Origin of the sequence: Streptomyces sp. NPDC091649 (assembly GCF_044756785.1) — a bacterium.
Classification (GTDB): Bacteria; Actinomycetota; Actinomycetes; order Streptomycetales; family Streptomycetaceae; genus Streptomyces.
Genome location: NZ_JBIVTR010000002.1, coordinates 474,435 through 494,998 on the forward strand (window position 1 = coordinate 474,435; position 20,564 = coordinate 494,998).

Here is a 20,564-nt window from a genome sequence, read left to right on the forward strand (position 1 = left end):
GCAGCGGGCCGTCAGACCCGGCTGCTCCGCTCCGCGGTGGCCTTCGCGCCCGTGAGGTAGGCGGAGACGACCACGTTCGCCGTGTACGAGCGGGTCCGGTGGTCGTACGTGCCGCCGCAGGTGATCAGCCGCAGCTCGGCCCGGCCGTCCTCGCGGGGCCCGTACGCCTTCCGCGCGTCGAAGCGTTCGCGGGTCATGAGCTGGACGTCGTCCACGGTGAACTCCGCGACGCTGCCGTCGGCCCGGGTGACCTCGATCCGGGCGCCCGGCTTCACCGCACTGAGCCCGTAGAAGACGGCCGGCCTGGTGTCGGTGTCGACGTGGCCGACGAAGAGGGCCGCGCCCCGCGCTCCGGGTTCGGCGCCGTCGCCGTACCAGCCGGCGGTCTGCGGCATGCCGTACGGGGGTGGGTCGATGGCCCCGTCCGGGTCGAGGCCGCGTGCGACGACGGGGGCCTCGATCCCCACGGAGGGGACCTCGACCCGTTCGGGGGCCGCCCCGTCGAGCGGGTCGTGGGCCGGGGGCAGTTCGGCGCCGAAGGGGCGGCCGACCGCGGCCACGTCGCCGGTGGTGGGGCCGGACAGGCCGCCGAGCCCGCCGCCGGCCTCCCGGCCCCAGAGCCACAGGCCGAGCAGCAGCACGGCCCAGGTCACTCCGGTGAGCAGTCGCCCGTTGCCTGCCGGGCGGTCCGGGGCACTCATGTCAGCTGCCGGCCGGGCCGCGGCGCCGGCGCGAACTGCGCAGGGCGACGGCGACGGCCGCGACGGCGGCGAGCACCAGTCCGGTCACCGCGTGCCGGGTGCCGGGGCCCTCGGACTCGGCGGACCGCTCGGCGAGCGTGGCGGCGCCTCCGCCGCCCGCCTTGACGGGTGCGGCGGGCGAGGGGCGCGTGTGGTGGATGACGGTGAGGGTCCCGGTCGCCTTGCCCCGGCCGTCCTTGCACGTCACCCAGACGTCGTAGGAGCGGGGTTCGGCGTCGGACCTGATCCGGGCCTCGGCGAAGAGGCCCTTGTCGTCGGCGGGGCGGAAGTGGGCCTCCGCGGCGAAGGCGTCGGAGTTGCCCTTCGCCTCGCGGCCCTTGCCGCAGACGTCGGTCCACAGCTCCACCTGCCCGCCCGGGGCGGTCGTGGACGGGGTGACCGAGACGGTGCCCCGGTCGTCGTCGCCGGCCGGGGCGGCCGGGGACGCCAGCGCGACGGGCGCGGGCACGGATATGAGCGCCGCCGCCGCCGCGGCACAGAACGTGAGGGGGATTGAACGCATCGTGAACCTCCTACGGGAAGGTTCACGTCTGGGGCGGCGGAACGCATCCGCAGTCCCCCATTCGGGCGATGCCCGGGCGACCGCGGACGCGTTCCGCGCGGGTCAGCGGCTGTCCGGCTGCGCGGTCCGGTCCGCCTTGCCCGCCTGCTTCCCCTGGTCGACCTGGTCGGGCAGGTCGATGAGGTCCACCAGGTCGGCGATGGACTCGACGACGTGCGACGGCCCGTACGGGTAGCGGTCGATGTCCCCGACGGCCGTCAGTCCGGTGAGGACCAGGAAGGTCTGCATGCCCGCTTCCAGGCCCGCCAGGACGTCGGTGTCCATCCGGTCGCCGATCATGGCGCTGGTCTCGGAGTGCGCGCCGATGGCGTTGAGGCCGGTCCGCATCATCAGCGGGTTCGGCTTGCCCGCGAAGTACGGGTCCTTGCCGGTGGCCTTGGTGATGAGGGCGGCGACCGAGCCGGTGGCGGGCAGCGGGCCCTCGGCGGACGGGCCGGTCTCGTCGGGGTTGGTGCAGATGAAGCGGGCGCCCGCGTTGATCAGCCGGATCGCCTTGGTGAGCGCCTCGAAGCTGTAGGTCCGGGTCTCGCCGAGCACCACGTAGTCCGGGGCGTGGTCGGTGAGGACGTACCCGATGTCGTGCAGTGCGGTGGTGAGCCCGGCCTCGCCGATGACGTAGGCCGTGCCGCCGGGGCGCTGGTCGTCCAGGAACTGGGCGGTGGCGAGCGCGGAGGTCCAGATGTTCTCCACGGGCACGTCGAGGCCCATGCGCTTCAGGCGGGCGTGCAGGTCGCGCGCGGTGTAGATGGAGTTGTTGGTGAGGACGAGGAAGGGCAGCCCGGAATCCCGCAGCCGCTTGATGAAGGCATCGGCGCCGGGGATGGGGGTGCCCTCGTGGATGAGGACGCCGTCCATGTCGGTGAGCCAGGATGAGATGGGCTTGCGCTCTGCCATGTGTCGGGACTCCTGCCGTACGCACTGCGTGCTGGGGATGCCCGGACCACGCCGTCCCGGCACCCCCAGCATAATTAGGCGGCGGTCACTGTGACCCCGTCGATCACCCAGTACCAGTTGTTGCTGCCGGTGTAGTGGAACCGGAAGCTCACGTTGGCGGCCCCGGGCGGGACGTCCAGGGTGAGTGACTGGGGCTGCGAGATCACGTCGGATGTGTAGCTCTTCACGACGACGGGCGTTTTGCCGTTCCAGGAGGCGAGGACCCGGGCGCTCTGGCCGCCCTCCTGCCGGTAGAGGGTGGTGAAGCCGAGGGTCACCCTCGACCCGCCGCCGACCGCGTACGCCGGAGTGACGAGCGTGGAGTCGTACGGTCCGCTGGACGCCTTGTCGTCCCACTCGTCGGAGTCGGCGACGGCGAAGATCCCGCGCGAGCGGACGTTCAGTTCACGGGACTGGTCGCGCTGGGTGCGGCTCCAGAACTCGTCGGTGGCGAAGGACCAGCCTCGCCATTCGGTCACGCCTCCGGTGCCCATCGCGGAGTTGACGACCGACCAGCCGCTGGGCGCGGTGCGGGTCCAGCCGAGGACGCCGGCCGGGACGCCGGTTTCGTCGGCGCGTCCGGCGAGCGCCGGGTACAGGGCCTCGAACGGGTCGGTGGAGCGTTCCTGGACCGGTTTGCCGTCCAGGCCCCAGGCGGGGTCGGGGACGATGCCGAGCTGGTGGAAGACGGTGGCGGCGACGTCCACGAGCCGGGTGTCGGCGGGGCGGGCGCCGGCCGCGATGCCGGGGCCCTGGGCGAGGACGAAGGTGCGCCGTTCCTCGATCGCGCTGCCGCCGTGGCCGCCGGAGTCGGTGTGGCCGTGGTCGGTGGTGACGATGACGGTCCACCGTTCGGTGGCGTAGGCGGGGCGGGCCTTGATCGCGGCCAGGAGGCGGCCGAGGTAGCCGTCCTGGACGGCGATCGCCCGGCGGTAGGCGGCGCTGGCGGCCCCGGAGTTGTGGCCGGCGATGTCGGTCTGGCCGAAGTAGACGAACAGGACGTCCGGGTTCTGGTTCCGGAGGACCGCCTCGGTCTCGGCGGCGATGGCGGCGTCGTGGCCGGTGTAGCCGTCGGCGTCGCCGTCGAGGACGAGCTTGGCGTCGGCGCCCGGGGTGACCGTGCCCTGGGTGTCCAGGGGCTTCCAGTCGACGGCGGCGTAGGTGGAGAGCTGCGGGCGGACCTGGGCGAGGCGGGCGAGGAAGCCGGGGTACTTCCCGTAGTTCTTCCCGGCGAAGGAGTTGTCCTTGACGCCGTGCTTGTCCGGCCAGACACCGGTGGAGACGGTCGACCAGCCGGGGCCGGACGAGGTGGCGGCCATGGGGCCCGCGTACAGCAGCGAGGTGCCGTACGTCCCGTTCGCCATCATCGACGTGAGGTGCGGGGCCGCAGCGGCGGCGATGACGTCGTGGCGCAGCCCGTCCATGCCGATGACGAGCACCTTGTCCTTGCTGGTGCCGTCGGGGAGGGTGGGTGCGGCGGCGCGGGCCGCGGTGGCGGTGGCGAGCGGGGCGACGGCGGCGGCCGTGGCCGCGGCGGTGGTGGCGAGCACGGAGCGTCGGGACATGCCTCGGGACACGTGATCCTCCAGGGGAGCGGGTCGGGCGGGGCTGTGCGTGAACTGCCTTCTGGACCAGACCCGTTACCTTCGCGAGATATCCGGGCCGGGTCCAGACCTTCGCAGGAATCCGTGGCGGGGAGGTGGCCGGTCAGCTTCCGGTGGCCGACTTCCAGGCGTCGATGTACGTGTCCAGGTTGGCGCCGATGTCCGCCCAGTCGGGCTCGAAGATCTCCACGCCCTCCATCAGTCCGGCCAGTTCGACGGCGTTGGCGTCGGTGGCCTTGATGTCCGTGCGGGCGGCGAAGCCCCCGCCGACCGCGCTGACGTCGCGCTGGGCCTGCTCGGAGAGCATGAAGTCGAGCAGCTTCTCGCCGTTCTCCCTGTGCGGGGCCTTCGCGACGAGCCCGGCCGCGTACGGCAGGGCGAAGCTGGTGGGCTTCCCGTCGCCCTTCGCGGGGAACCAGATGCCGAGGTTGGGCATGTCCCTGGACTGGGCGAAGTTCATCTGGACATCCCCGTTGGCGGCGAGGAGTTCGCCCTTGTCGACCTTGGGGGCGAGCTTGCCGGTGGAGGCGGACGGGCCGACGTTGTTGGTCTGGAGCTTCTTCAGGTAGGCCATGGCCGGCTCCCGCCCGCCGAAGTCGTGCATCGCCTTGATGAGGACGGCGGTGCCGTCGCCCGCGACGCCGGGGGTGGAGTACTGGACCTTCTCCTTGTACGCGGGGTCGAGCAAGTCCTCCCAGGTGCGCGGCGGGGTCTTCAGCTCCTTCGTGTTGTGGATGAACCCGAAGTAGTTGTTGACGACGGAGGTCCACTTGCCGTCGGGCGCCCGGCCGGCGCCGTCGACCTGGTCCGCGCCCTTCGGCTCGTACGCCGCGAGGAGCCCCTTGGCGTCGGCCTGCTGGATGAAGGGCGGCAGGGTGACGAGCACGTCGGCCTGGGTGTTGGACTTCTCGCGGGCGGCGCGCTGCACCATCTCGCCGGAGCCGCCCTCCACGTACTTCACCTCGATGCCGGTCTTCTTCTCGAAGTCCTTGAAGACTTTGTCGTACCAGCCGTCGCCCCTCTCGCCCTTGAGGCCGTCGGCGCTGTAGACGGTGACGGACTTCTCGTCGGACGCGGCGGAGGAGCCGCCGCAGGCGGTGAGGGTGACGGCGGTGAGGACGGCCAGCGGGAGGGCGAGGGTGCGGGCAGGGCTGCGCATGGGGTTTCTCCAGAGGGAGTACGGGGGTGGGGATCAGCGGTAGGAGGCGCGGGTCCGGACGCGGGAGACGGCGGCCAGGACGAGGAGCGTCGTCGTCATCAGGACCACGGCGAGGGCGGCGCCGGTGAAGAGGGAGCCCCGGTCGGTGGCGGCGAACACCTGCACCGGCAACGGGGTCCAGTCCGGCGGGTAGAGCATCATCGTGGCGCTCAGCTCCCCCATGGACAGGGCGAAGCAGAGCCCGGCGGCCGAGGTGAGCGAGGGCAGCAGGAGGGGCAGCCGGATTCGCCACAGCACCCGGGCGGGGCTCGCCCCGAGGCCGGCGGCGGCCTGTTCGTACATCGGGTCCAGACGGCGTACGGCGGCGGAGACCGACTGGTACGCGAACGCGGTGACGAGGACGGTGTGGGCGAGGATCACGATCCACCGCGTCCCGTTGAGCAGGACGGGCGGCCGGCTGTAGGCCACCAGCACCGCGAGGCCGACGACCACCGAGGGCACGGCGACCGGCAGGATGAACAGGGCGTCCAGGAACCGCTTCCCGCGCTTGCCCAGGGAGGCGGCGGCGAGAGCGGCCCAGCCGCCGAGGACGAGAGCCAGCACGCTCGCGGCGACGGCCGTGACCAGGCTGGTGGTCAGCGCCTGGAGGGAGTCGCCGCTCGTCGCGGCGGCGTAGCGCTCGGCGGTGGGCCCGGAGGGGAAGGCCCCGGACCAGTTCGTGGCGAGGGACGCGGCGAGGATGACGAGCAGGGGCACCGCGAACAGCGGGACGAAGAGGAGGAGGAAGACGGCCCAGGTGGCCCACTTCCCGGCGCGGCTATGCACCAGCACGACGGCTCACCACCCGGTAGAGGCTGTAGAGGCCGACGGAGAGCGCGATGTTGACGACGGCGACGACGCAGGCGGCCGGGTAGTCCGACTCCAGGATCGCCTTGCCGTAGACGAGCATCGGCAGCGTCGTGACGCCTTTCGCCCCGGTGAACAGGACGATCCCGAACTCGTTGAGGCACATCACCAGGACGAGGCTGCCGCCCGCCGCGAGGGCCGGGAGCGCCTCGGGCAGGATCACCCGGCGGATGATCCGGACGGGTCCGGCGCCGAGCGAGGAGGCGACCTCCAGCTGTCCGGTGTCGAGTTGGGAGAAGGCGGCGAGCAGGGGGCGCATCACGAACGGGGTGAAGTAGGTGATCTCGGCGAGCAGGACGCCCCAGGGCGTGGTCAGGAAGTGGAAGGGCCCGTCGGCCGCCCCGGTGGCGTCGGTCCAGAGGCCGTTGGCCATTCCCACGGAGCCGTAGATGAACAGCAGGGCCAGGGTGATGAGGAAGGACGGGAAGGAGAGGAAGACGTCGACGAACCGGGCGACCGCCTTCCCGCCGGGGAACGGGACGAACGCGATGACCAGCGCGAGGGCGAAGCCCAGGACGAGGCATCCCGCGGTCGAGCCGACGGCGAGCCACACGGTGGTGGTGAGCGCGTCGCGGAAGACGGCGGAGGCGAAGACGTCGGCGTACGGGTCGAGCGAGACGCCGCCCTCGTCGGGAGTGAAGGACTGCTGGACGACGAGGGCCAGCGGGTAGAGGAAGGCGAGCGCGAGGACGGCGACGGGCGGCAGCGCCCAGACCCGGGCGGGGACGGAGCGGGACCGGGCGGGGGCCGGGTCCGGCCGCTCGGGACCGGCCGTCGGCGTGCGGTCGAGGACGGCACTAGCCACCGGGCACCGCCGCCTTCTCCCGCGTCACCGCGGCGCCCGCCGGACCGGCGGCTGCGGCGGCTGCGGCGACGGCTGTACCGGCTGTCTCCGACCTGAGCGCTGTTCCGGGCGTGCCGGGCGTGCCCGCCGGTCGGGCCTCTCCCGCCGGTCCGGCCTCTCCCGCCGCTTTCGCCGTCCCCGCTGTCCCCGTCGTTTCCGCTGTCCCCGCTGTCCCCGCTGGGAGCAGCACCGCGTCCTCGGGGGCGAAGTGCAGGGTGACGGAGGCGCCGAGGGCCGGGGGGTCGCGCAGTTCGCGGAGGTCGGCCATGAGGCGGTGGCCGTCGACGTCGGCGTGGACGCGGTGGGTGGAGCCGCGCCACTGGACCTCGGTGACGCTGCCGGTGAGCGCGTTGGGCCCGTCGCCGAGGCCGACCAGGTGCGGCCGGACGCAGAGGGTGGCCGTCGCGCCGGGGGCGGCGGTGTCGGTGGGGACGGTGAGCGCGTGGCCGCCGAACTCGACGGCTCCCTCACCGGCGACCGTCACCGGGAGCAGGTTGGCGTTGCCGACGAACGAGGCGGTGAACTCGGTGCGCGGGCGGCGGTAGAGCTCCTGAGGGGTGCCGCAGTCCTGGAGCCGGGCCCGGTCCATGACGGCGATCCGGTCGGCGAGCGTGAGGGCCTCGACCTGGTCGTGGGTGACGTACAGGATGGACACGTCCGGCAGCTCGCGGTGCAGCCGAGCCAGTTCGGCGAGCATTCCGGAGCGGAGCCGGGCGTCGAGGGCGGAGAGCGGTTCGTCGAGGAGCAGGACGCCGGGGCGGATGGCGAGCGCGCGGGCGATGGCGACGCGCTGCTGCTGGCCGCCGGAGAGTTCGCGCGGATGGCGCTCCGCGTACCCGGCCATGCCGACGAGTTCGAGGGCCTCGGTGACCCGGCCGGGGATCTCCGCCTTCGGGGTGCGGTGGGCCTTGAGCCCGAAGGCCACGTTGTCCTTGACCTTGAGGTGCGGGAAGAGGGCGTAACTCTGGACGACCATGCCGATGCCCCGCCGGTGCGGGGGCAGGGCGGTGACGTCCCGGCCGCCGAGGAACACCCGCCCGGCGGCGGGCCGGACGAACCCGGCGACGGCGCGCAGGGCGGTGGTCTTGCCCGAGCCGGACGGCCCGAGGAGGGCCATCACCTCGCCGGGCCCGACGGTGAGGTCGAGCCGGTCGAGGACGACGTTCCCGCCGTAGGCGACAGTGACGCCCTCGAAGCGGATGCCGCTGGGTGCGGCGGGGGCGGGGGCGCTCACGCCTCGGCCCGCGTGAGGAGGCCGGGCAGCTCGGCGACGGACCCGAGCACGTGGGTCGCGCCGTGCCGGGTCAGCCGGTCCTTGTCGTGGGCGCCGGTGAGGACCCCGGCGACGATCCCGGCGCCGGAGCGTACGCCGCTGAGCATGTCGTACGAGGTGTCGCCGGCCACCACGATCCCCCGGACGTCGTCCACGGCCCCGGTGCGCAGGAAGGCGGCCAGCACCATGTCGGGGCAGGGCCGGCCCCGGCCGCCCGCGTCGGCGGGGCAGAGGGTGAGCGGGACGAGGTCCTGCCAGCCGAGGGCGGCGAGGATGGCGTCCTGGGTGGTGCGGGCGAAGCCGGTGGTCAGGACGACGGTGCGGCCCTGCGCGGTGAGCTGTTCGACGGCCTCGCGGGCCCCGGGTACGGGGGCGATACGGCCGCCGTCGACGAGCTCCCCGTACGCCTCCTCGAAGGCGGCGTTGGCACGCTGGGCCCTGTCCTCGCCACCCTCGCCGCCCTCGCCGGCGAAGAGGTGCCGGAAGACGGAGATCTTGGACTCGCCCATGGTGGCACGTACGTAGTCGAGTTGGCGGGCGTGCTCGTCTGAGCCGGAGCGTACGCCGAGGCGTGTCGCGGCGGCGGAGAACGCCTGCTCGACGAGGCCGCCGTCGGCGACGGTCGTTCCGGCCATGTCGAGGACGACGAGACCGAAGAGGTTGTTCGCCCGGTCGTCGTTCGGGGTCTGTGTCGCTGAGGTCATGTGGTTCACCAGCCCAGTCGGTCGGCGGTCGTTTCGGCGATGGCGGGGGAGCACGTCATGCCGCGCCCGCCGGGCCCGGTGACGAGCCAGACACCGTCGCGCACCTGTTGCCGGTGAACGACGCGTGAGGTGTCGGTGCACTGGGCGTAGACGCCCGCCCAGCGGCGGCGGACACGCGGCAACGGGCGTCCGAGGAAGGCTTCGACGACCCGGGCGAGGTGCTCGTAGGGCTCCTCGACGGTGTCGAAGGCGAAGGGGTGCTCGTACTCGTGGGTGTCGCCGATGGTCAGTCCCCCGTCGCTGCGCTGCACCATGAGGAGCTGCATGCGGTGCTCGGCGGCGACCGGGCCCTGGGGCTGTCCGGCGTTGAGGGCGTCGAGCGCCTCGCCCCGGTAGGCCGGGTAGTAGCGGAAGCTGTCGGCGTCGGCGACGGAGGTGGTGAGGGGCTCGCCGAGGGGGTCGGTCTGCATCATCTGGAGCCGGACGCGGCGCACGGGCAGTTCGGGCCCGGCGAGTTCCCGGACGAGCCCGCCGAGCCAGGCGCCGGTCGCGAGGATCACGGCGTCGCCGGTGTGGACGTCGCCGTGGTCGTCGCGCACCGAGGCGGTCCCGACGACCTCCCGCACCTCACGGCCGCCGAGGTAGGTGTACCGCTCGCCGGCCAGCAGATGTTCCTTCAGGGCGAGTTGGGCGGTGCGGGGCTCGACCGCCGCGTCCCGCTCGCACCACAGGGCGGCGGCGAACGCGCCCCGCAGGGCCGGGTTGCGCACACGGGCCTCGTCGGCGGTGAGCAGCCGGTAGCCGCGCGCCGCCGCGTCGGGCCGGGCGACGGCCGCCTCGGCGACGGCGACCTCGCGGGCGGTACGCAGGGGGGTGAGCGAACCGCAGGCCCGGAAGCCGAGCCCGGGCACCCGCTCCCCGATGGCCTCCCACAGCTCACGGGCGCGCAGGGCGGTTTCCAGCTCCTCCCCGCCGGCCCGGCCACTGACCCATATCTGTCCGAAATTGCGGAGCGATGCCCCGCGCGCCTCGCTCTCGCGCTCGATCTGTACGACCTCGTGGCCGCGACTGACTGCGTGCCAGGCGTGCATGGTTCCCACCACGCCGGCTCCTACGACGATGACTCTCACGACGGCCACGCTCCTCGGGGCGGGTGTCCCGCGCACATCCGTCCACCGACGGGACGGTGAACGACCCCGCAAGTTTGGACCAGACCCGTTACCTCTCCGTGATCCGAGTGAGAGGTGCGCGCCGAGCCGAGCCGAGCCGCGGCGAGGGGAGGGGAGCGGAGCGGAGGGAGCGAGGGGAGCGAGGGGAGCGAGGGAAGCGGGGGGAGCGAGGGCGGGGGCGGGGGCGGGGGCGGGGGCGGGGGCGGGGGCGGGGAGCGAGGGCGCTCAGCCCCGCTCCTCCCCTCGCAGACGGGTGGAGAAGGAGAAGCGGTCCCCCCGGAACAGGGTCCGCACGCGCTCCAGCGGCCGGCCTTCGGCGTCCCGGGACAGCCGGTGGATCAGCAGCATCGGCAGGGCGGGCGGGGTCCCGACGAGCAGGGCCTCGCGGGGGGTGGCGAGCACGGTCTCGATCCGCTCGTCGGCGTCCCCGAAGGCGATTCCGAGACGGTCGCGCAGGTAGGCGTAGAAGGAGGAGTCCGGGTCGAACTCCGTGTCCAGGTCCGGGACGCGGGCGACGCCGACGTACGTGCTCTCCAGGCCGACGCGTTCGTCGTCGGCGAGCAGCACCCGCTCCAGGTGCCAGACCGGCTCGCCCCGCCCGACCGCGATCTCGGCGGCCAGCGCCTCGGGGCACGGGAAGCGGTCCAGGCCGATGAGGTGGCGGCCGGGACGCCGGCCCTGGCGGCGGACGCCTTCGGTGTAGCTGGCCAGGGAGAGCGGCTGCTCCAGCTTGGGTCCGGCGACGACGGTGCCGCGCCCCTGCCGGCGCAGCCGTCCCTCCAGGAGCAGTTCGCGCAGGGCCTGGCGGACGGTCTCGCGCGAGACCTCGTGCCGCTGGGCGAGCTCGCGCTCGGTGGGCAGGAGCCCGCCCTCGCCCAACTCGTCCAGCAGCACCGCGATACGGGCCTTGACGGCGTAGTACTTCGGGATACGGCCGTGCTCGGGGATGCCGGAGCGGATCGGTGCGCCAGGTGCCTGGTCGTTCGGGTAGTCCACGGCCCGATCGTCGCAGACGCGGGTGAACAGGCCGGTTCGGGCCACATGGCCGCACCCGCCGTACCCGTACCCGCGGTGCGGGTGCGGGTACGGCGGGCGCGGGTGCGGCGGCGCCCCTCAGTCGGTGAGGCGGCGGAGCCGGCGGGCGTGCAGCACGAGGGCGGCCCCGCCGACCAGGAGCGCCCCGGCGGTGACCCCGGTCCAGGTCAGCGACACCGGGCCGGTGCGGGCGAGTTCGGGAAGCGGGCTCCCCGGACCGTCCCGGGGCGGGAGGCCGGGACGCCGCCCCTCACCACGGTCCTCCCCGGCCACGCCTCCGCCCTCGTTCTCGCCCCTTCCCCCATCGCCGTGCTCGTCCCCATCGGCAGGGCGTGTCGGCGGGCGGGGAGTGGAGTCGCGGTCCGGGGACGGGGACGGGCCCTGGTCCGCGCCGGGGTCCGTACGTCGGGTGTCGGTACCGCCGGGCCCCTCCGTGCGGGTACCGGCGCCCGGGCCGGTGCGCTCCGGACGGGGCTCTTCCGCTCGCGGGCCTTCCGGCTCGGGACTCTCCCGCTGCGGGCGCTCGGGCTGCGGGCTCTCCGTCCGCGGACGTTCGGGCCGGGGGCGTTCCGGCTCGCGGATGCCGCCCGTGGCGCCGTCGATGATCACGAAGGGGTACTCCTCCGACTCCCCCACCCACTCGCCGTCCTCGCGTCCGCCGCCCTTGGCCTTGTCCTGGTGGCGGCGCTGCACGACGGCGGCGTGGGCGGTGACCGGGCCCGGGGCGGTGTCCGAGGTGAAGGCCATCCGGACGCGTACGGACACGGTCTTTCCGGCGGGAACGGTGAACCCGAGGAACGCCTCGCCGGAGTCGGCTGAGTCGTCGGAGCCGGTGCCGGTGCCGGTGCCGGTGCCGGTGCCGCTCGACGTTCCCTTCTCGGCCTCTTCTCCCCCTCCCCCGCGTTTCTCGCCCCTCTCGCCCTTCTCGCCCCTCTTCCCCGGGTCGCCGACGTCGCCCGCGTCGCCGCCGAAGACGCCGATCTGCTCGTCGTGGTCGGTGCTCTCCCAGGTGACGCGGTGTTCGGTCCCGGGGCGGCCGGGCTCGGAGAACTCCAGCTGGATCTGGTCCGAGGTGAGCCTGCGGTCGCGGTCGGCGAGGACGAGGACCGGGTGCAGGGCGCGGCAGGGCGCATCGGTGGTGTTGGTCAGGTCGAGGAACCAGGTGCCGTAGCCGCCGCCGGAGGCGTACCGGCCCGGGGCGCCCTGGATACGGGTGTCGATCGGGAAGTCCTTGGCGCCCGGGTCACCGCAGACGGGCTGCTCGTCGGCGGCTAAGGCGGCGGGGGCGGAAGGGAGGGCGCCGGCCTGCGGGCCGCCCAGGAGGGCGGCGGGAACCGTGATCCCGGCGGCCAGCCCGAGGGCGGCGAGCACACGGGCGTCACGCAGCCGTGCGCCGGAGGTGGGGGGCATGGGGGTCACCCTTCGCTGCTCGCGGACGACCGGGGCGGGGGCTCCGGTGATGACCTCCGACGCCATCACGCGCGCGCGGACTCAGAGAGTCGACATGCCGACTTCGTTCATAGGATCACCCGACCGCACTCCTTCCCGCCGGACCGACAGGCCGGAGCCCGGAAACCCGGTGCGGGAACTCGGTGGGGGAACCCGGTGCGGGAACCCGGTGCGGGAACCCGGTGCGGGAAGCCCGCGCCGGAACCCCTCCCCTACTCCGGCCCTCCGGCCCGCTGCCCAGTCGCCTCCCCGGCCCGCTCCCCCACCCGTCCGAACACCGGCGCGAGCACCAGTTGCGCCGCCCCCTCCGCCACCGGCCGGTCGCCGCCCCGGGCGACCGTGACGGCCACACCCGCGCCCGCCCCGCCCCGGGCGGCCCGCTCCTCGATCACGGCCCGGACGCCCCGTACGTACGCGTCCTCGTCGGCCGCCACCGTCCGGCCGCCCAGGACCACCCGGTCGATGTCGAGCAGACCGACCAGGTTCGCCGCGCCCGTGCCCAGGACCCTGGCCGCCTCCGCCCGGTCGCCGCGCGCCTCGGCGGCCAGGCACAGCGCCTCGACGCAGCCGCGTCCGCCGCACTCGCAGAGCGGGCCGTCCAGCTGGAGGGTCTGGTGGCCGAACTCCCCCGCCCCGGTCCGCGCGCCCCGGTGCACCTCGCCGCCGAGGACGAGGCCGGCGCCCAGCCCCGTACCGACGTGGAGGTAGGCGAAGTCGCCGCGCGGTTCGTCCAGCGACAGGGCCAGGGCCAGGGCGGCGGCGTTCGTGTCCTTGTCCAGGACCACCGGCAGCCCGGTCCGCTCGGCGAGGGCGGCGCGCAGCGGGTAGCCGTCCCACCGAGGGAATCCGGTGACCCGGTGCAGGACGCCGTCCCGGTGGTCCAGCGGGCCGGGGACCGCGACGCCGAGCCCCAGCACCGGTTTGTGCGGTTCGGCCGCGCACAGGTCCCGTACGGCGTCCGCCGCGTCCGCGAGGACCCGATCCGCCGGAGCGCCGAGGTCGAGGGGGGCGCGGGTGACCGCGACCGGCCGGCCCGCGAGGTCGACCAGGACGGCGGTGAGCCCGTCGCGGTCCAGGTGCAGCCCGACGGCGAACCGCGCGTCGGGGACCAGCCTCAGCACCGTGCGCGGCTTGCCGCCGGTGGAGGGGCGCAGGCCCGCGCCGACGGCCAGCCCGTCCTCCCGCAGCCGGGCGGTGATCTTGCTGACGGCCTGGGGGGTGAGGCCGGTGCCCTCGGCCAGCTCCAGCCGGCTGATGCCGTCCGCCCCGGCCGCCCGCAGCAGGTCCAGCACCAGCGCGGCGTTGTGGTGGCGCAGCGCCGGGAGGTTCACCCCCGCCGGGGCCTTCGTCCTGCTCCTGTTCACCGCTCACTCCTGTTCACCGTCCCATTGTGCCGGTCGCTTGCGCTTTGGCAACAGCGTTGCTTAAGTGGAACGCATGACCCCCAACGCCACCGACGCCCCCCTCCGCGTCGCCCTCGTCGGCTACGGCCTGGCCGGCTCCGTCTTCCACGCCCCACTGGTGTCCGCGGCCGGCGGCCTGGCCCTCGACACGGTCGTCACGTCGAACGAGGAGCGCCGGTCCGAGGCCCGTGCCGCGTACCCCGGCGTGCGCCTCGCCGCCTCGCCGGACGAGCTGTGGGAGCGTGCCGACGAGCTGGATCTCGTCGTGATCGCCACCCCGAACAAGACGCACGTCCCGCTGGCGACGGCCGCGCTGAAGGCCGGGTTGCCGGTGGTCGTGGACAAGCCGGTCGCCGGGACCGCGGCCGAGGCGCGCACCCTCGCCGCTCTCGCCGAGGAGCGCGGGCTGCTGCTCTCGGTCTTCCAGAACCGCCGCTGGGACAACGACTTCCGCACGCTGGCCGGGCTGATCGCCGAGGGCGAGCTGGGCGAGGTGCAGCGCTTCGAGTCCCGGTTCGAGCGCTGGCGGCCGCAGCCGAAGGGCGGCTGGCGCGAGTCGGGCGACCCGGAGGAGATCGGCGGCCTGCTGTACGACCTGGGCAGCCATGTCGTCGACCAGGCGCTGGCGCTGTTCGGCCCGGCGGTCCAGGTGTACGCCGAGTCCGACGTACGGCGTCCCGGCGCGGCGGCGGACGACGACACGTTCCTCGCGATCACCCACGCCGGCGGGGTCCGCTCACACCTGTACGTCAGCGCCACCACCGCCCAGCTCGGCCCGCGCTTCCGCGTGCTGGGCTCGAAGGCGGGCTATGTGAAGTACGGCCTGGACCCGCAGGAGGCGGCCCTGCGCGAGGGCCTGCGCCCGGTGGCCGGTGAGCCGTGGGGGGAGGAGCCGGAGGAGCTGTGGGGCCGCCTCGGTTCCGGCGAGTCCCCGCTGACCGGCGGCGGCGCCCCGGTCCGTACGCTGCCCGGCGACTACCCCGCGTACTACGCCGCCGTCGCCGCGGCGGTGCGCGGCACCGGCCCCAATCCGGTCACCGCCGCACAGGCCGCCGCCGCTCTGGACGTCCTGGAGGCCGCCCGCCGCTCGGCCCGCGAAGGCGTCTCGGTGACCCTTCTCCCGCACCAGGACGCAGACGCAGAGGGGCAGCGCGCATGAGCACCGAATCCCCCACCGTCTCCGAGCTGATCGCCCAGGAGCGACGGCTGACCCTGCCGCGCTTCGGCCACGACGACGCGTACGCGCTCGGCGGCCTGCTGGTCGCGCTGGCCCGGAAGCGGCACGCGCCGGTCGCGATCGACATCCGGCGGGGCGCGCAGCAGCTCTTCCACGCGGCGCTGCCGGGTTCGAGCGCGGACAACGACGCGTGGATCGACCGCAAGCGCAAGGTCGTCGAGCGGTACGGCGAGAGCTCCTATCTGGTCGGCGCGCGGTTCCGGGCGAAGGGCACCACGTTCGAGGAGTCGTCGCGGCTGGACCCGGAGACGTACGCCGCGCACGGCGGTTCGTTCCCGATCGCGGTGGAGGGCGCGGGCGTGATCGGCACGGTCACGGTGTCCGGACTGCCGCAGGCCGAGGACCACGCGATGGTGGTCGAGGCGCTGGAGCAGTTCGCGGCGACGACGGGGACCTGAGCGGAACCGGTACGCCAACGGGGCGCCGGTTGGCGAACGCCAACGGGGCGCGGGTACGGCGGCGGGCAGGCGGTGCGCGGACGGGGCGCCGTCACCGTACGCGTGACAGCGCCCCGTCCGCGCCCTCGTACGCGTGACAGCGCGCCCCGGCCCCGCCGGTGCGGGAGGGGCGCTACGCCCCCTTGAGCTGCTGCCGCTGCCGGCCGAGCCCCTCCACCTCCAGCTCCACCACATCGCCCGCCTTCAGGTAGGGCTTCGGCTCGGGCTGCCCCATCGCGACCCCGGCGGGCGTACCGGTGTTGATCACGTCGCCCGGGTAGAGCGTCATGAAGTGGCTGAGGTAGCGGACGACCTCGCCGACCGGGAAGATCTGCTCGGCCGTGCTGCCGTTCTGCTTCAGCTCGCCGTTCACCCACAGGCGCAGCGGCAGGGCCTGCGGGTCGGGCACCTCGTCGGCGGTGACGAGCCAGGGGCCGAGCGGGTTGAACGTCTCGCAGTTCTTGCCCTTGTCCCAGGTGCCGCCGCGCTCGATCTGGAACTCGCGCTCGGAGACGTCGTGTGCCGTGGCGTACCCGGCGACGTGCGCGAGGCCCTCCTCGGCCGTCTCCAGATAGCGGGCGGTGCGCCCGATGACGACGGCGAGCTCGACCTCCCAGTCGGTCTTCCGGCTGCCGCGCGGCACCAGGACCGTGTCGTCGGGCCCGACGACGGTGTCGGGGGCCTTGAAGAACAGGATGGGCTCCGTCGGGATCTCCGCACCCGCCTCGGCGGCGTGGTCGTGGTAGTTCAGCCCGATGCACACGATCTTGCCGATGCGTCCCAGGGGCGGGCCGGTCCGCAGCCCCGTCGCGTCCAGGGCGGGCAGCACCCCGGGCGCCTCGGCGGCCGCCCGTACCCGGGCGAGCGCGGAGGCGTCGGCGAGCAGCTCGCCGTCGATGTCGGGGACGATCCCCGACAGATCACGCAGAGTCCCGTCGCGGTCGAGAAGGGCGGGGCGCTCGGCGCCCGCCGTACCCACTCGAAGCAGCTTCAACGGTCCAACTCCTCTTGGTCGAGGTGGTGAGCCCTCCGGCGGGGTGCGGCCGACGGATGGCTTGGCTGATCGTCCAAGAGATGCGATCACTCCGCAAGACCACGTTCACACACTGGACCGACGCCCCGAACGTCGCGGCGGCCGGCGCCCCGAACCGGCTCGGGCACGGCGTCGGGCCCGCCCCGGGCCCGAGCGGCGGGCGTCCCGATCACGCCGACGCGGCCAAGGCGCCGCCGCCGACCGGCATGTCGCGGTACAGCCAGGCCCGCTCGACGGCGGTCCAGGTGGTCGTGGTGACGACGTACAGGGCGGCGGCCAGCGGGACGACGGCCGCGGTGATCAGGGTGAAGAAGGACAGCAGCGGCATCAGCTTCGTCATCGCGCCCATGCCGGGCACGGCCTGTCCGTCGGGGCCGGCGGCGGGCGTCATCGGGCCGGCGGCCAGCTGCCGCTTGGTGCGTCCGTAGGAGAAGGTGGCGACGGCGGCGACGATCACGAAGAGCCCCAGGTAGACCCAACCCTGTCCGCCGAACACCCCGCCGTGCGCGAGCGCGTCGTGCCAGCGCCCGCCGAGCGGCGCCCCGAGCAGATCGTGGCGGAGCAACGCGTTGGGTTCGCCGCCGATCGAGCTGCTGGAGAACAGGTGGTAGAGCAGGAAGAACGCGGGCATCTGGAGCAGGCTCGGCAGGCAGCCGGAGAGCGGCGACACCTTCTCGGCCGCGTGCAGCTCCATGATCGCCTTCTGCATCCGCTCCGGGTTCTCGCCGTGCTTCCTGCGGAGCTCGGCGATCCGCGGCTGGAGCCGACTGCGCGCCTTCTGCCCGCGCGCGGCGGCCCGCGACAGGGGATGGACGGCCAGCCGGACGAGCGCGGTGAACAGGATGATCGCGGCGGCGGTGGACGCGGTCTGGAAGAGCGGCTGGAGCAGATCGGCGAGGGAGCCGACCAGGCTCGCGAAAGCGGACATGAAGGCGGACATGGGTGAGCCCTCCGGGGGTCTCGTCGTGCCGGGAGGTACCTGCGAGGAGGTACGGGGTGGTTACTCGGCATGACGACCGGCGCGGCGCGCACCGCCCGTGCGGGACGTGCGTACGCGAGAGGTCGCGTACGCACGGAAGGCGTGCGGGGTTCGTTACGCGGCGGCCGTCAGGAGGGCGTGCCCGGGTGCCCGGGGCCTGGTGCGGCCCCGGGCGTCGGGGTCGCGTTGCGGGAGGAACGCGGTGCGCTTCTCCCGGTCCCTGATGGCCGTACGGACCCGGGTGCGGGGCACCGGGGAGGCGCAGCGGGCGCTGATGACGGAGCAGGCGAGGAGTGCGGAGCCGGCGGCCGCGGTGGCGGCGAGCGCCACGGCCGCGGAGAGGCTGCCGCCCTCGGCGAGGAGGACCTCGGTGAGGAGGAGGACGAGGAGTCCGGCGGGCCGGAGCAGCCGGGCGAAGGCACGGCGCAGAGCGTTGGCGTCCCGCACGGTGTGCACCTCCCGCCCCTCGTAGCGTCCCTCGTACCGTTCGCGGGTTCCGCGCGTCGCGTTCATGGATGTGTTCGGCGGAGCGGACGGCACTCCCCTTCGTTATACACGATGACCGGTGGGTCCAGGGCGGCCGAGGCGACGACGGCAAGGGACCGCCCGTAGCGGTGGGGGGAGGGGGCGACCGTGCCGCTGGTCCCGCGAGGGCCGGCCCGCCCAGCAGCGCCACGACCGACGAGGCGTGCGGGCCCCTGCCGGCGGCCGGAGGCGTCCGGCAGCCTCACCGCGGACGCATCGCGGTGAGCTTGCCCCAGACGACGAGCCGGTAGCGGGAGCTGAACTCGGGGGCGCAGGTGGTCAGGGTCAGGTAGTAGCCGGGCGCGCTGCAGCCCGCGGAGGTCGTGACGTTGCTGCGCGGTACGGGGGCGATGACGCCGCCGTCCGAAGGAGCGGTCCGCGCGAGGCGTTTGTCGACGGTGTACGTGTAGACGGCGTCCCGGGTCTCGACGGTGATCCGGTCGCCGCTCCGCAGCCGGTCGATGCGCCGGAAGGGCTCGCCGTGGGTGTTGCGGTGGCCGGCGAGCGCGAAGTTCCCGGCCTGCCCGGCCTGGGCGGTGCGGGCGTAGTGCCCGACGTACCCCCGGTCGGGCGGTGAGCCCGATCCGGGGGACGCGCAGGACGGCGTACGCCTGGTCCCAGCGGGGGCCGGGCCGGGTGACGGCGCCGGCCCGGGCGGCGGAGCCCCCCGCGTCCGGCGCGTCCGGCGCGGAGGGGGACCCCGACACACGGCCGGGGGCCGAGGGGGCGGCGCTCCCCTTCCGCGCACCGCCGGCGCCGGCGCCGGCGTCCCGGACCGGCTCGTCCCACTCCCGCCGCAGACTCTGCACCGTGCGGCCGGCCTCGGCGCGTGCCTCGCGGTTGGTCCACCACAGCTGATGGGCGACGAGGAGCAGCAGCACGACGCCCAGGGTCACGACGAGTTCGGCGGACACCCACAGCCCCCGGGCGAGGAGGCGTGGCGCCCCGCCCCCCGCGAAACCGACCCGCAGCCCGGAGCGCCCGCACCACCGCCCGGAACCCCGCTCCCCCACGGCTCCCCGCACCCGCACCGGCTTCCCCTCTCCCGCATGGCGCGCACGGTAGGGGCAAACCCCGCAACTCTCCAGACTTCTCCCGTCTCCGGACTTCTCCCGCTTCTCCGCCTCCGCCCCATCCCGCCCTCTCCTCCCCGCCGTAACCGTCCGGCAGTACCGTGTGGTCCATGCGCCCCGACACGCCTGCCGACCACACCACCGAAGCCGAGCGTCTGCTCCGCACCGCGGCGCAGTACCCCGAGGACCACGAACCGCTGATCCTCCAGGCCGCGGCCCATCTGGAACTCGCGGGCGACCGCGCCCGCGCGAGCACGCTCTACGACGAGCTGCTCGGAGCCCCCGAGGCCACCGTCGACCACCCGCACCTGGTCAAGGCCCTGAAAGCGGCCAACCTCTGGGAGTACGGCCACGAGGCCGAGGCCCGCGCGATCATCGACGGCATCCGTGCCGCGGGCCCGCTGGACGCGGCGCCGTGGCAGGTGGCCGCGGAGACCCTGGAAGCGCACGACGAGCTGGAGTCGGCGCACGACTTCCTCTCGACCGCGCTGACCCTGCTGCTGACCCCGGGCGAGGAGGTCCCGTACGCCCTCCAGTCCCTGCTGACCGGCCGCCACCGGGTGCGCAGGCTCATGGGCCTGGACCACGACGCCTGGGACGAGCTGGCCGGCGCGCTGCACACGGCCCCGGTCCCCCTGGACGAACTCCACGACCCCAAGCGCCTGTGGTCGCTGGGCTCCTCGGACCCGGTCGAGCTGAAGGCCGAGATCACCCGCCTCCGCGCGGAACTGGGCACCTACCGCACCGCCCTCTCCCGCCCGTTCCCGGTCGCCGTCCTGCACTGGCCCGAGAACGAACTGCGCGAACTGCTCACCGCGTACCCGGCGCTGACCGACGAGTACGTCGACCACGCCACGCACCTGGACCGCCTGGAGACCGCGCTGCGGGACCTCCACGCGGCGGGCACCCCGAACCTGGGCATCGTGCCGGGGACGGTCCCCTCGTACGAGGCGTTCGCCGCCTCCGAAGCCGCGTCCCCGGCCGACGCGGGCCTCCTCCCCCAGTACGCCACCACCCTCGCCGCCCGAGGCCGCGCCGTCCCCTGGCCCCCGTCCCGCACGGCCGCCTGCTGGTGCGGGTCGGGAGAGACGTACGGGGGATGCCACGCGGCATGAACCCCGGGGTCCCGGGCCCCGGGCCGTCGGACCCCGTAGGCCGACGGCCCGGGGGGCAGGGGGCCGGGACCACGCACGGCCGGTGCGGGGTCCGGGGTGGGCCGTCCGGAAGGCTCCCTGACCACCGGGTCCGAGGCAATTCATAGGTCTTCGGCAGCGAGGAGCACGGCCGGCCTTCATCTCCGAGCGTGTCCACCCGTACGAGCCGCCAGGCCAGCGCAACAGCGCACTCGAAGCCGCCGCGCGCGCACGGAGCGCAACCAAGGGCCTAACTGATCGTTTCAGAATGAAGTTTGTTGCAACCCTTGGCAGGTGGTTCACATGTCGGCAGGATCTGCTGGGTGTCTGCTGATCTTGTGTCTG

The 20,564-nt window shown here is 74.1% G+C and carries 18 protein-coding genes and 2 pseudogenes; 3 read left to right on the forward strand and 17 right to left on the reverse strand.

Annotation, left to right across the window (positions count from 1 at the left end; genetic code table 11):
* Nucleotides 1–11: 11 nt before the first annotated feature.
* The 13 genes and pseudogenes from ACIQMU_RS07385 to ACIQMU_RS07445 all read right to left on the reverse strand — a co-directional run bounded on the left by ACIQMU_RS07385 (nucleotide 12) and on the right by ACIQMU_RS07445 (nucleotide 13,763).
* A complete protein-coding gene (locus tag ACIQMU_RS07385; RefSeq protein ID WP_352241365.1) occupies nucleotides 12–701 on the reverse strand; it encodes a class F sortase in 690 nt (229 codons plus the stop codon).
* 1 nt (nucleotide 702) lies between these two features.
* Entirely contained in the window at nucleotides 703–1,263 is a 561-nt protein-coding gene (locus ACIQMU_RS07390) for a hypothetical protein (protein ID WP_352241364.1), read from the reverse strand.
* 102 nt (nucleotides 1,264–1,365) lie between these two features.
* Nucleotides 1,366–2,217: an HAD-IIA family hydrolase gene (locus ACIQMU_RS07395; protein WP_352241363.1), complete on the reverse strand. Its 852-nt coding sequence runs from the start codon at nucleotides 2,215–2,217 to the stop codon at nucleotides 1,366–1,368.
* Nucleotides 2,218–2,291: 74 nt separating this feature from the next.
* Nucleotides 2,292–3,833 carry an alkaline phosphatase family protein gene (locus tag ACIQMU_RS07400; RefSeq protein ID WP_352241362.1) on the reverse strand — a complete coding sequence of 514 codons (1,542 nt, stop codon included), beginning with the start codon at nucleotides 3,831–3,833 and terminating at the stop codon, nucleotides 2,292–2,294.
* Nucleotides 3,834–3,963: 130 nt separating this feature from the next.
* Complete coding sequence (locus ACIQMU_RS07405) at nucleotides 3,964–5,019, reverse strand: 2-aminoethylphosphonate ABC transporter substrate-binding protein (RefSeq protein ID WP_352241361.1); 1,056 nt, start codon at nucleotides 5,017–5,019, stop codon at nucleotides 3,964–3,966.
* A gap of 33 nt (nucleotides 5,020–5,052) precedes the next feature.
* Nucleotides 5,053–5,850, reverse strand: a complete 798-nt coding sequence (locus ACIQMU_RS07410) for an ABC transporter permease subunit (RefSeq protein WP_352241360.1) — start codon at nucleotides 5,848–5,850, stop codon at nucleotides 5,053–5,055.
* Nucleotides 5,837–6,730: a 2-aminoethylphosphonate ABC transporter permease subunit gene (locus tag ACIQMU_RS07415; RefSeq protein WP_402688413.1), complete on the reverse strand. Its 894-nt coding sequence runs from the start codon at nucleotides 6,728–6,730 to the stop codon at nucleotides 5,837–5,839. The genes ACIQMU_RS07410 and ACIQMU_RS07415 overlap by 14 nt, the downstream gene beginning before the upstream one ends.
* A 196-nt stretch (nucleotides 6,731–6,926) precedes the next feature.
* A pseudogene (locus tag ACIQMU_RS07420) lies at nucleotides 6,927–8,003 on the reverse strand (ABC transporter ATP-binding protein); the annotation flags it as partial.
* Nucleotides 8,000–8,746, reverse strand: a complete 747-nt coding sequence (locus ACIQMU_RS07425) for a phosphonatase-like hydrolase (protein ID WP_352241359.1) — start codon at nucleotides 8,744–8,746, stop codon at nucleotides 8,000–8,002. The gene ACIQMU_RS07425 and the pseudogene ACIQMU_RS07420, both read right to left, overlap by 4 nt.
* A gap of 5 nt (nucleotides 8,747–8,751) precedes the next feature.
* Nucleotides 8,752–9,876 (reverse strand): TIGR03364 family FAD-dependent oxidoreductase, encoded by a 1,125-nt coding sequence (locus tag ACIQMU_RS07430; RefSeq protein ID WP_352241358.1) that lies wholly within the window; start codon nucleotides 9,874–9,876, stop codon nucleotides 8,752–8,754.
* Nucleotides 9,877–10,140: 264 nt separating this feature from the next.
* Nucleotides 10,141–10,911: a GntR family transcriptional regulator gene (locus tag ACIQMU_RS07435; protein WP_352241357.1), complete on the reverse strand. Its 771-nt coding sequence runs from the start codon at nucleotides 10,909–10,911 to the stop codon at nucleotides 10,141–10,143.
* A 117-nt stretch (nucleotides 10,912–11,028) separates the two neighbouring features.
* Nucleotides 11,029–12,360, reverse strand: a complete 1,332-nt coding sequence (locus ACIQMU_RS07440) for a peptidase (RefSeq protein WP_402688414.1) — start codon at nucleotides 12,358–12,360, stop codon at nucleotides 11,029–11,031.
* Between the two features lie 251 nt (nucleotides 12,361–12,611).
* Nucleotides 12,612–13,763: an ROK family transcriptional regulator gene (locus ACIQMU_RS07445; RefSeq protein WP_352241355.1), complete on the reverse strand. Its 1,152-nt coding sequence runs from the start codon at nucleotides 13,761–13,763 to the stop codon at nucleotides 12,612–12,614.
* Between the two features lie 73 nt (nucleotides 13,764–13,836).
* Between ACIQMU_RS07445 and ACIQMU_RS07450 the strand changes: the two genes are divergently transcribed.
* Complete coding sequence (locus ACIQMU_RS07450) at nucleotides 13,837–14,961, forward strand: Gfo/Idh/MocA family oxidoreductase (protein ID WP_402688415.1); 1,125 nt, start codon at nucleotides 13,837–13,839, stop codon at nucleotides 14,959–14,961.
* Nucleotides 14,958–15,437: a heme-degrading domain-containing protein gene (locus tag ACIQMU_RS07455; RefSeq protein WP_352241353.1), complete on the forward strand. Its 480-nt coding sequence runs from the start codon at nucleotides 14,958–14,960 to the stop codon at nucleotides 15,435–15,437. The genes ACIQMU_RS07450 and ACIQMU_RS07455 overlap by 4 nt, the downstream gene beginning before the upstream one ends.
* Before the next feature lie 172 nt (nucleotides 15,438–15,609).
* Here ACIQMU_RS07455 and ACIQMU_RS07460 read toward each other — a convergent pair whose 3' ends face one another.
* The 4 genes and pseudogenes from ACIQMU_RS07460 to ACIQMU_RS07475 form a co-directional block, all read right to left on the reverse strand.
* A complete protein-coding gene (locus tag ACIQMU_RS07460; protein WP_352241352.1) occupies nucleotides 15,610–16,470 on the reverse strand; it encodes a fumarylacetoacetate hydrolase family protein in 861 nt (286 codons plus the stop codon).
* Between the two features lie 208 nt (nucleotides 16,471–16,678).
* The gene (locus tag ACIQMU_RS07465; protein ID WP_352241351.1) at nucleotides 16,679–17,449 is read right to left on the reverse strand and encodes a YidC/Oxa1 family membrane protein insertase; all 771 of its coding nucleotides are present in this window, start codon (nucleotides 17,447–17,449) and stop codon (nucleotides 16,679–16,681) included.
* 153 nt (nucleotides 17,450–17,602) lie between these two features.
* Nucleotides 17,603–17,935 carry a DUF6412 domain-containing protein gene (locus ACIQMU_RS07470; RefSeq protein ID WP_352241383.1) on the reverse strand — a complete coding sequence of 111 codons (333 nt, stop codon included), beginning with the start codon at nucleotides 17,933–17,935 and terminating at the stop codon, nucleotides 17,603–17,605.
* A 280-nt stretch (nucleotides 17,936–18,215) separates the two neighbouring features.
* Nucleotides 18,216–18,984: pseudogene (locus tag ACIQMU_RS07475) on the reverse strand (class E sortase).
* 212 nt (nucleotides 18,985–19,196) lie between these two features.
* Between ACIQMU_RS07475 and ACIQMU_RS07480 the strand changes: the two are divergent.
* On the forward strand, nucleotides 19,197–20,201 hold the full coding sequence (locus ACIQMU_RS07480) for an SEC-C metal-binding domain-containing protein (RefSeq protein WP_352241350.1): 1,005 nt from the start codon (nucleotides 19,197–19,199) through the stop codon (nucleotides 20,199–20,201).
* Nucleotides 20,202–20,564 lie beyond the last annotated feature (363 nt).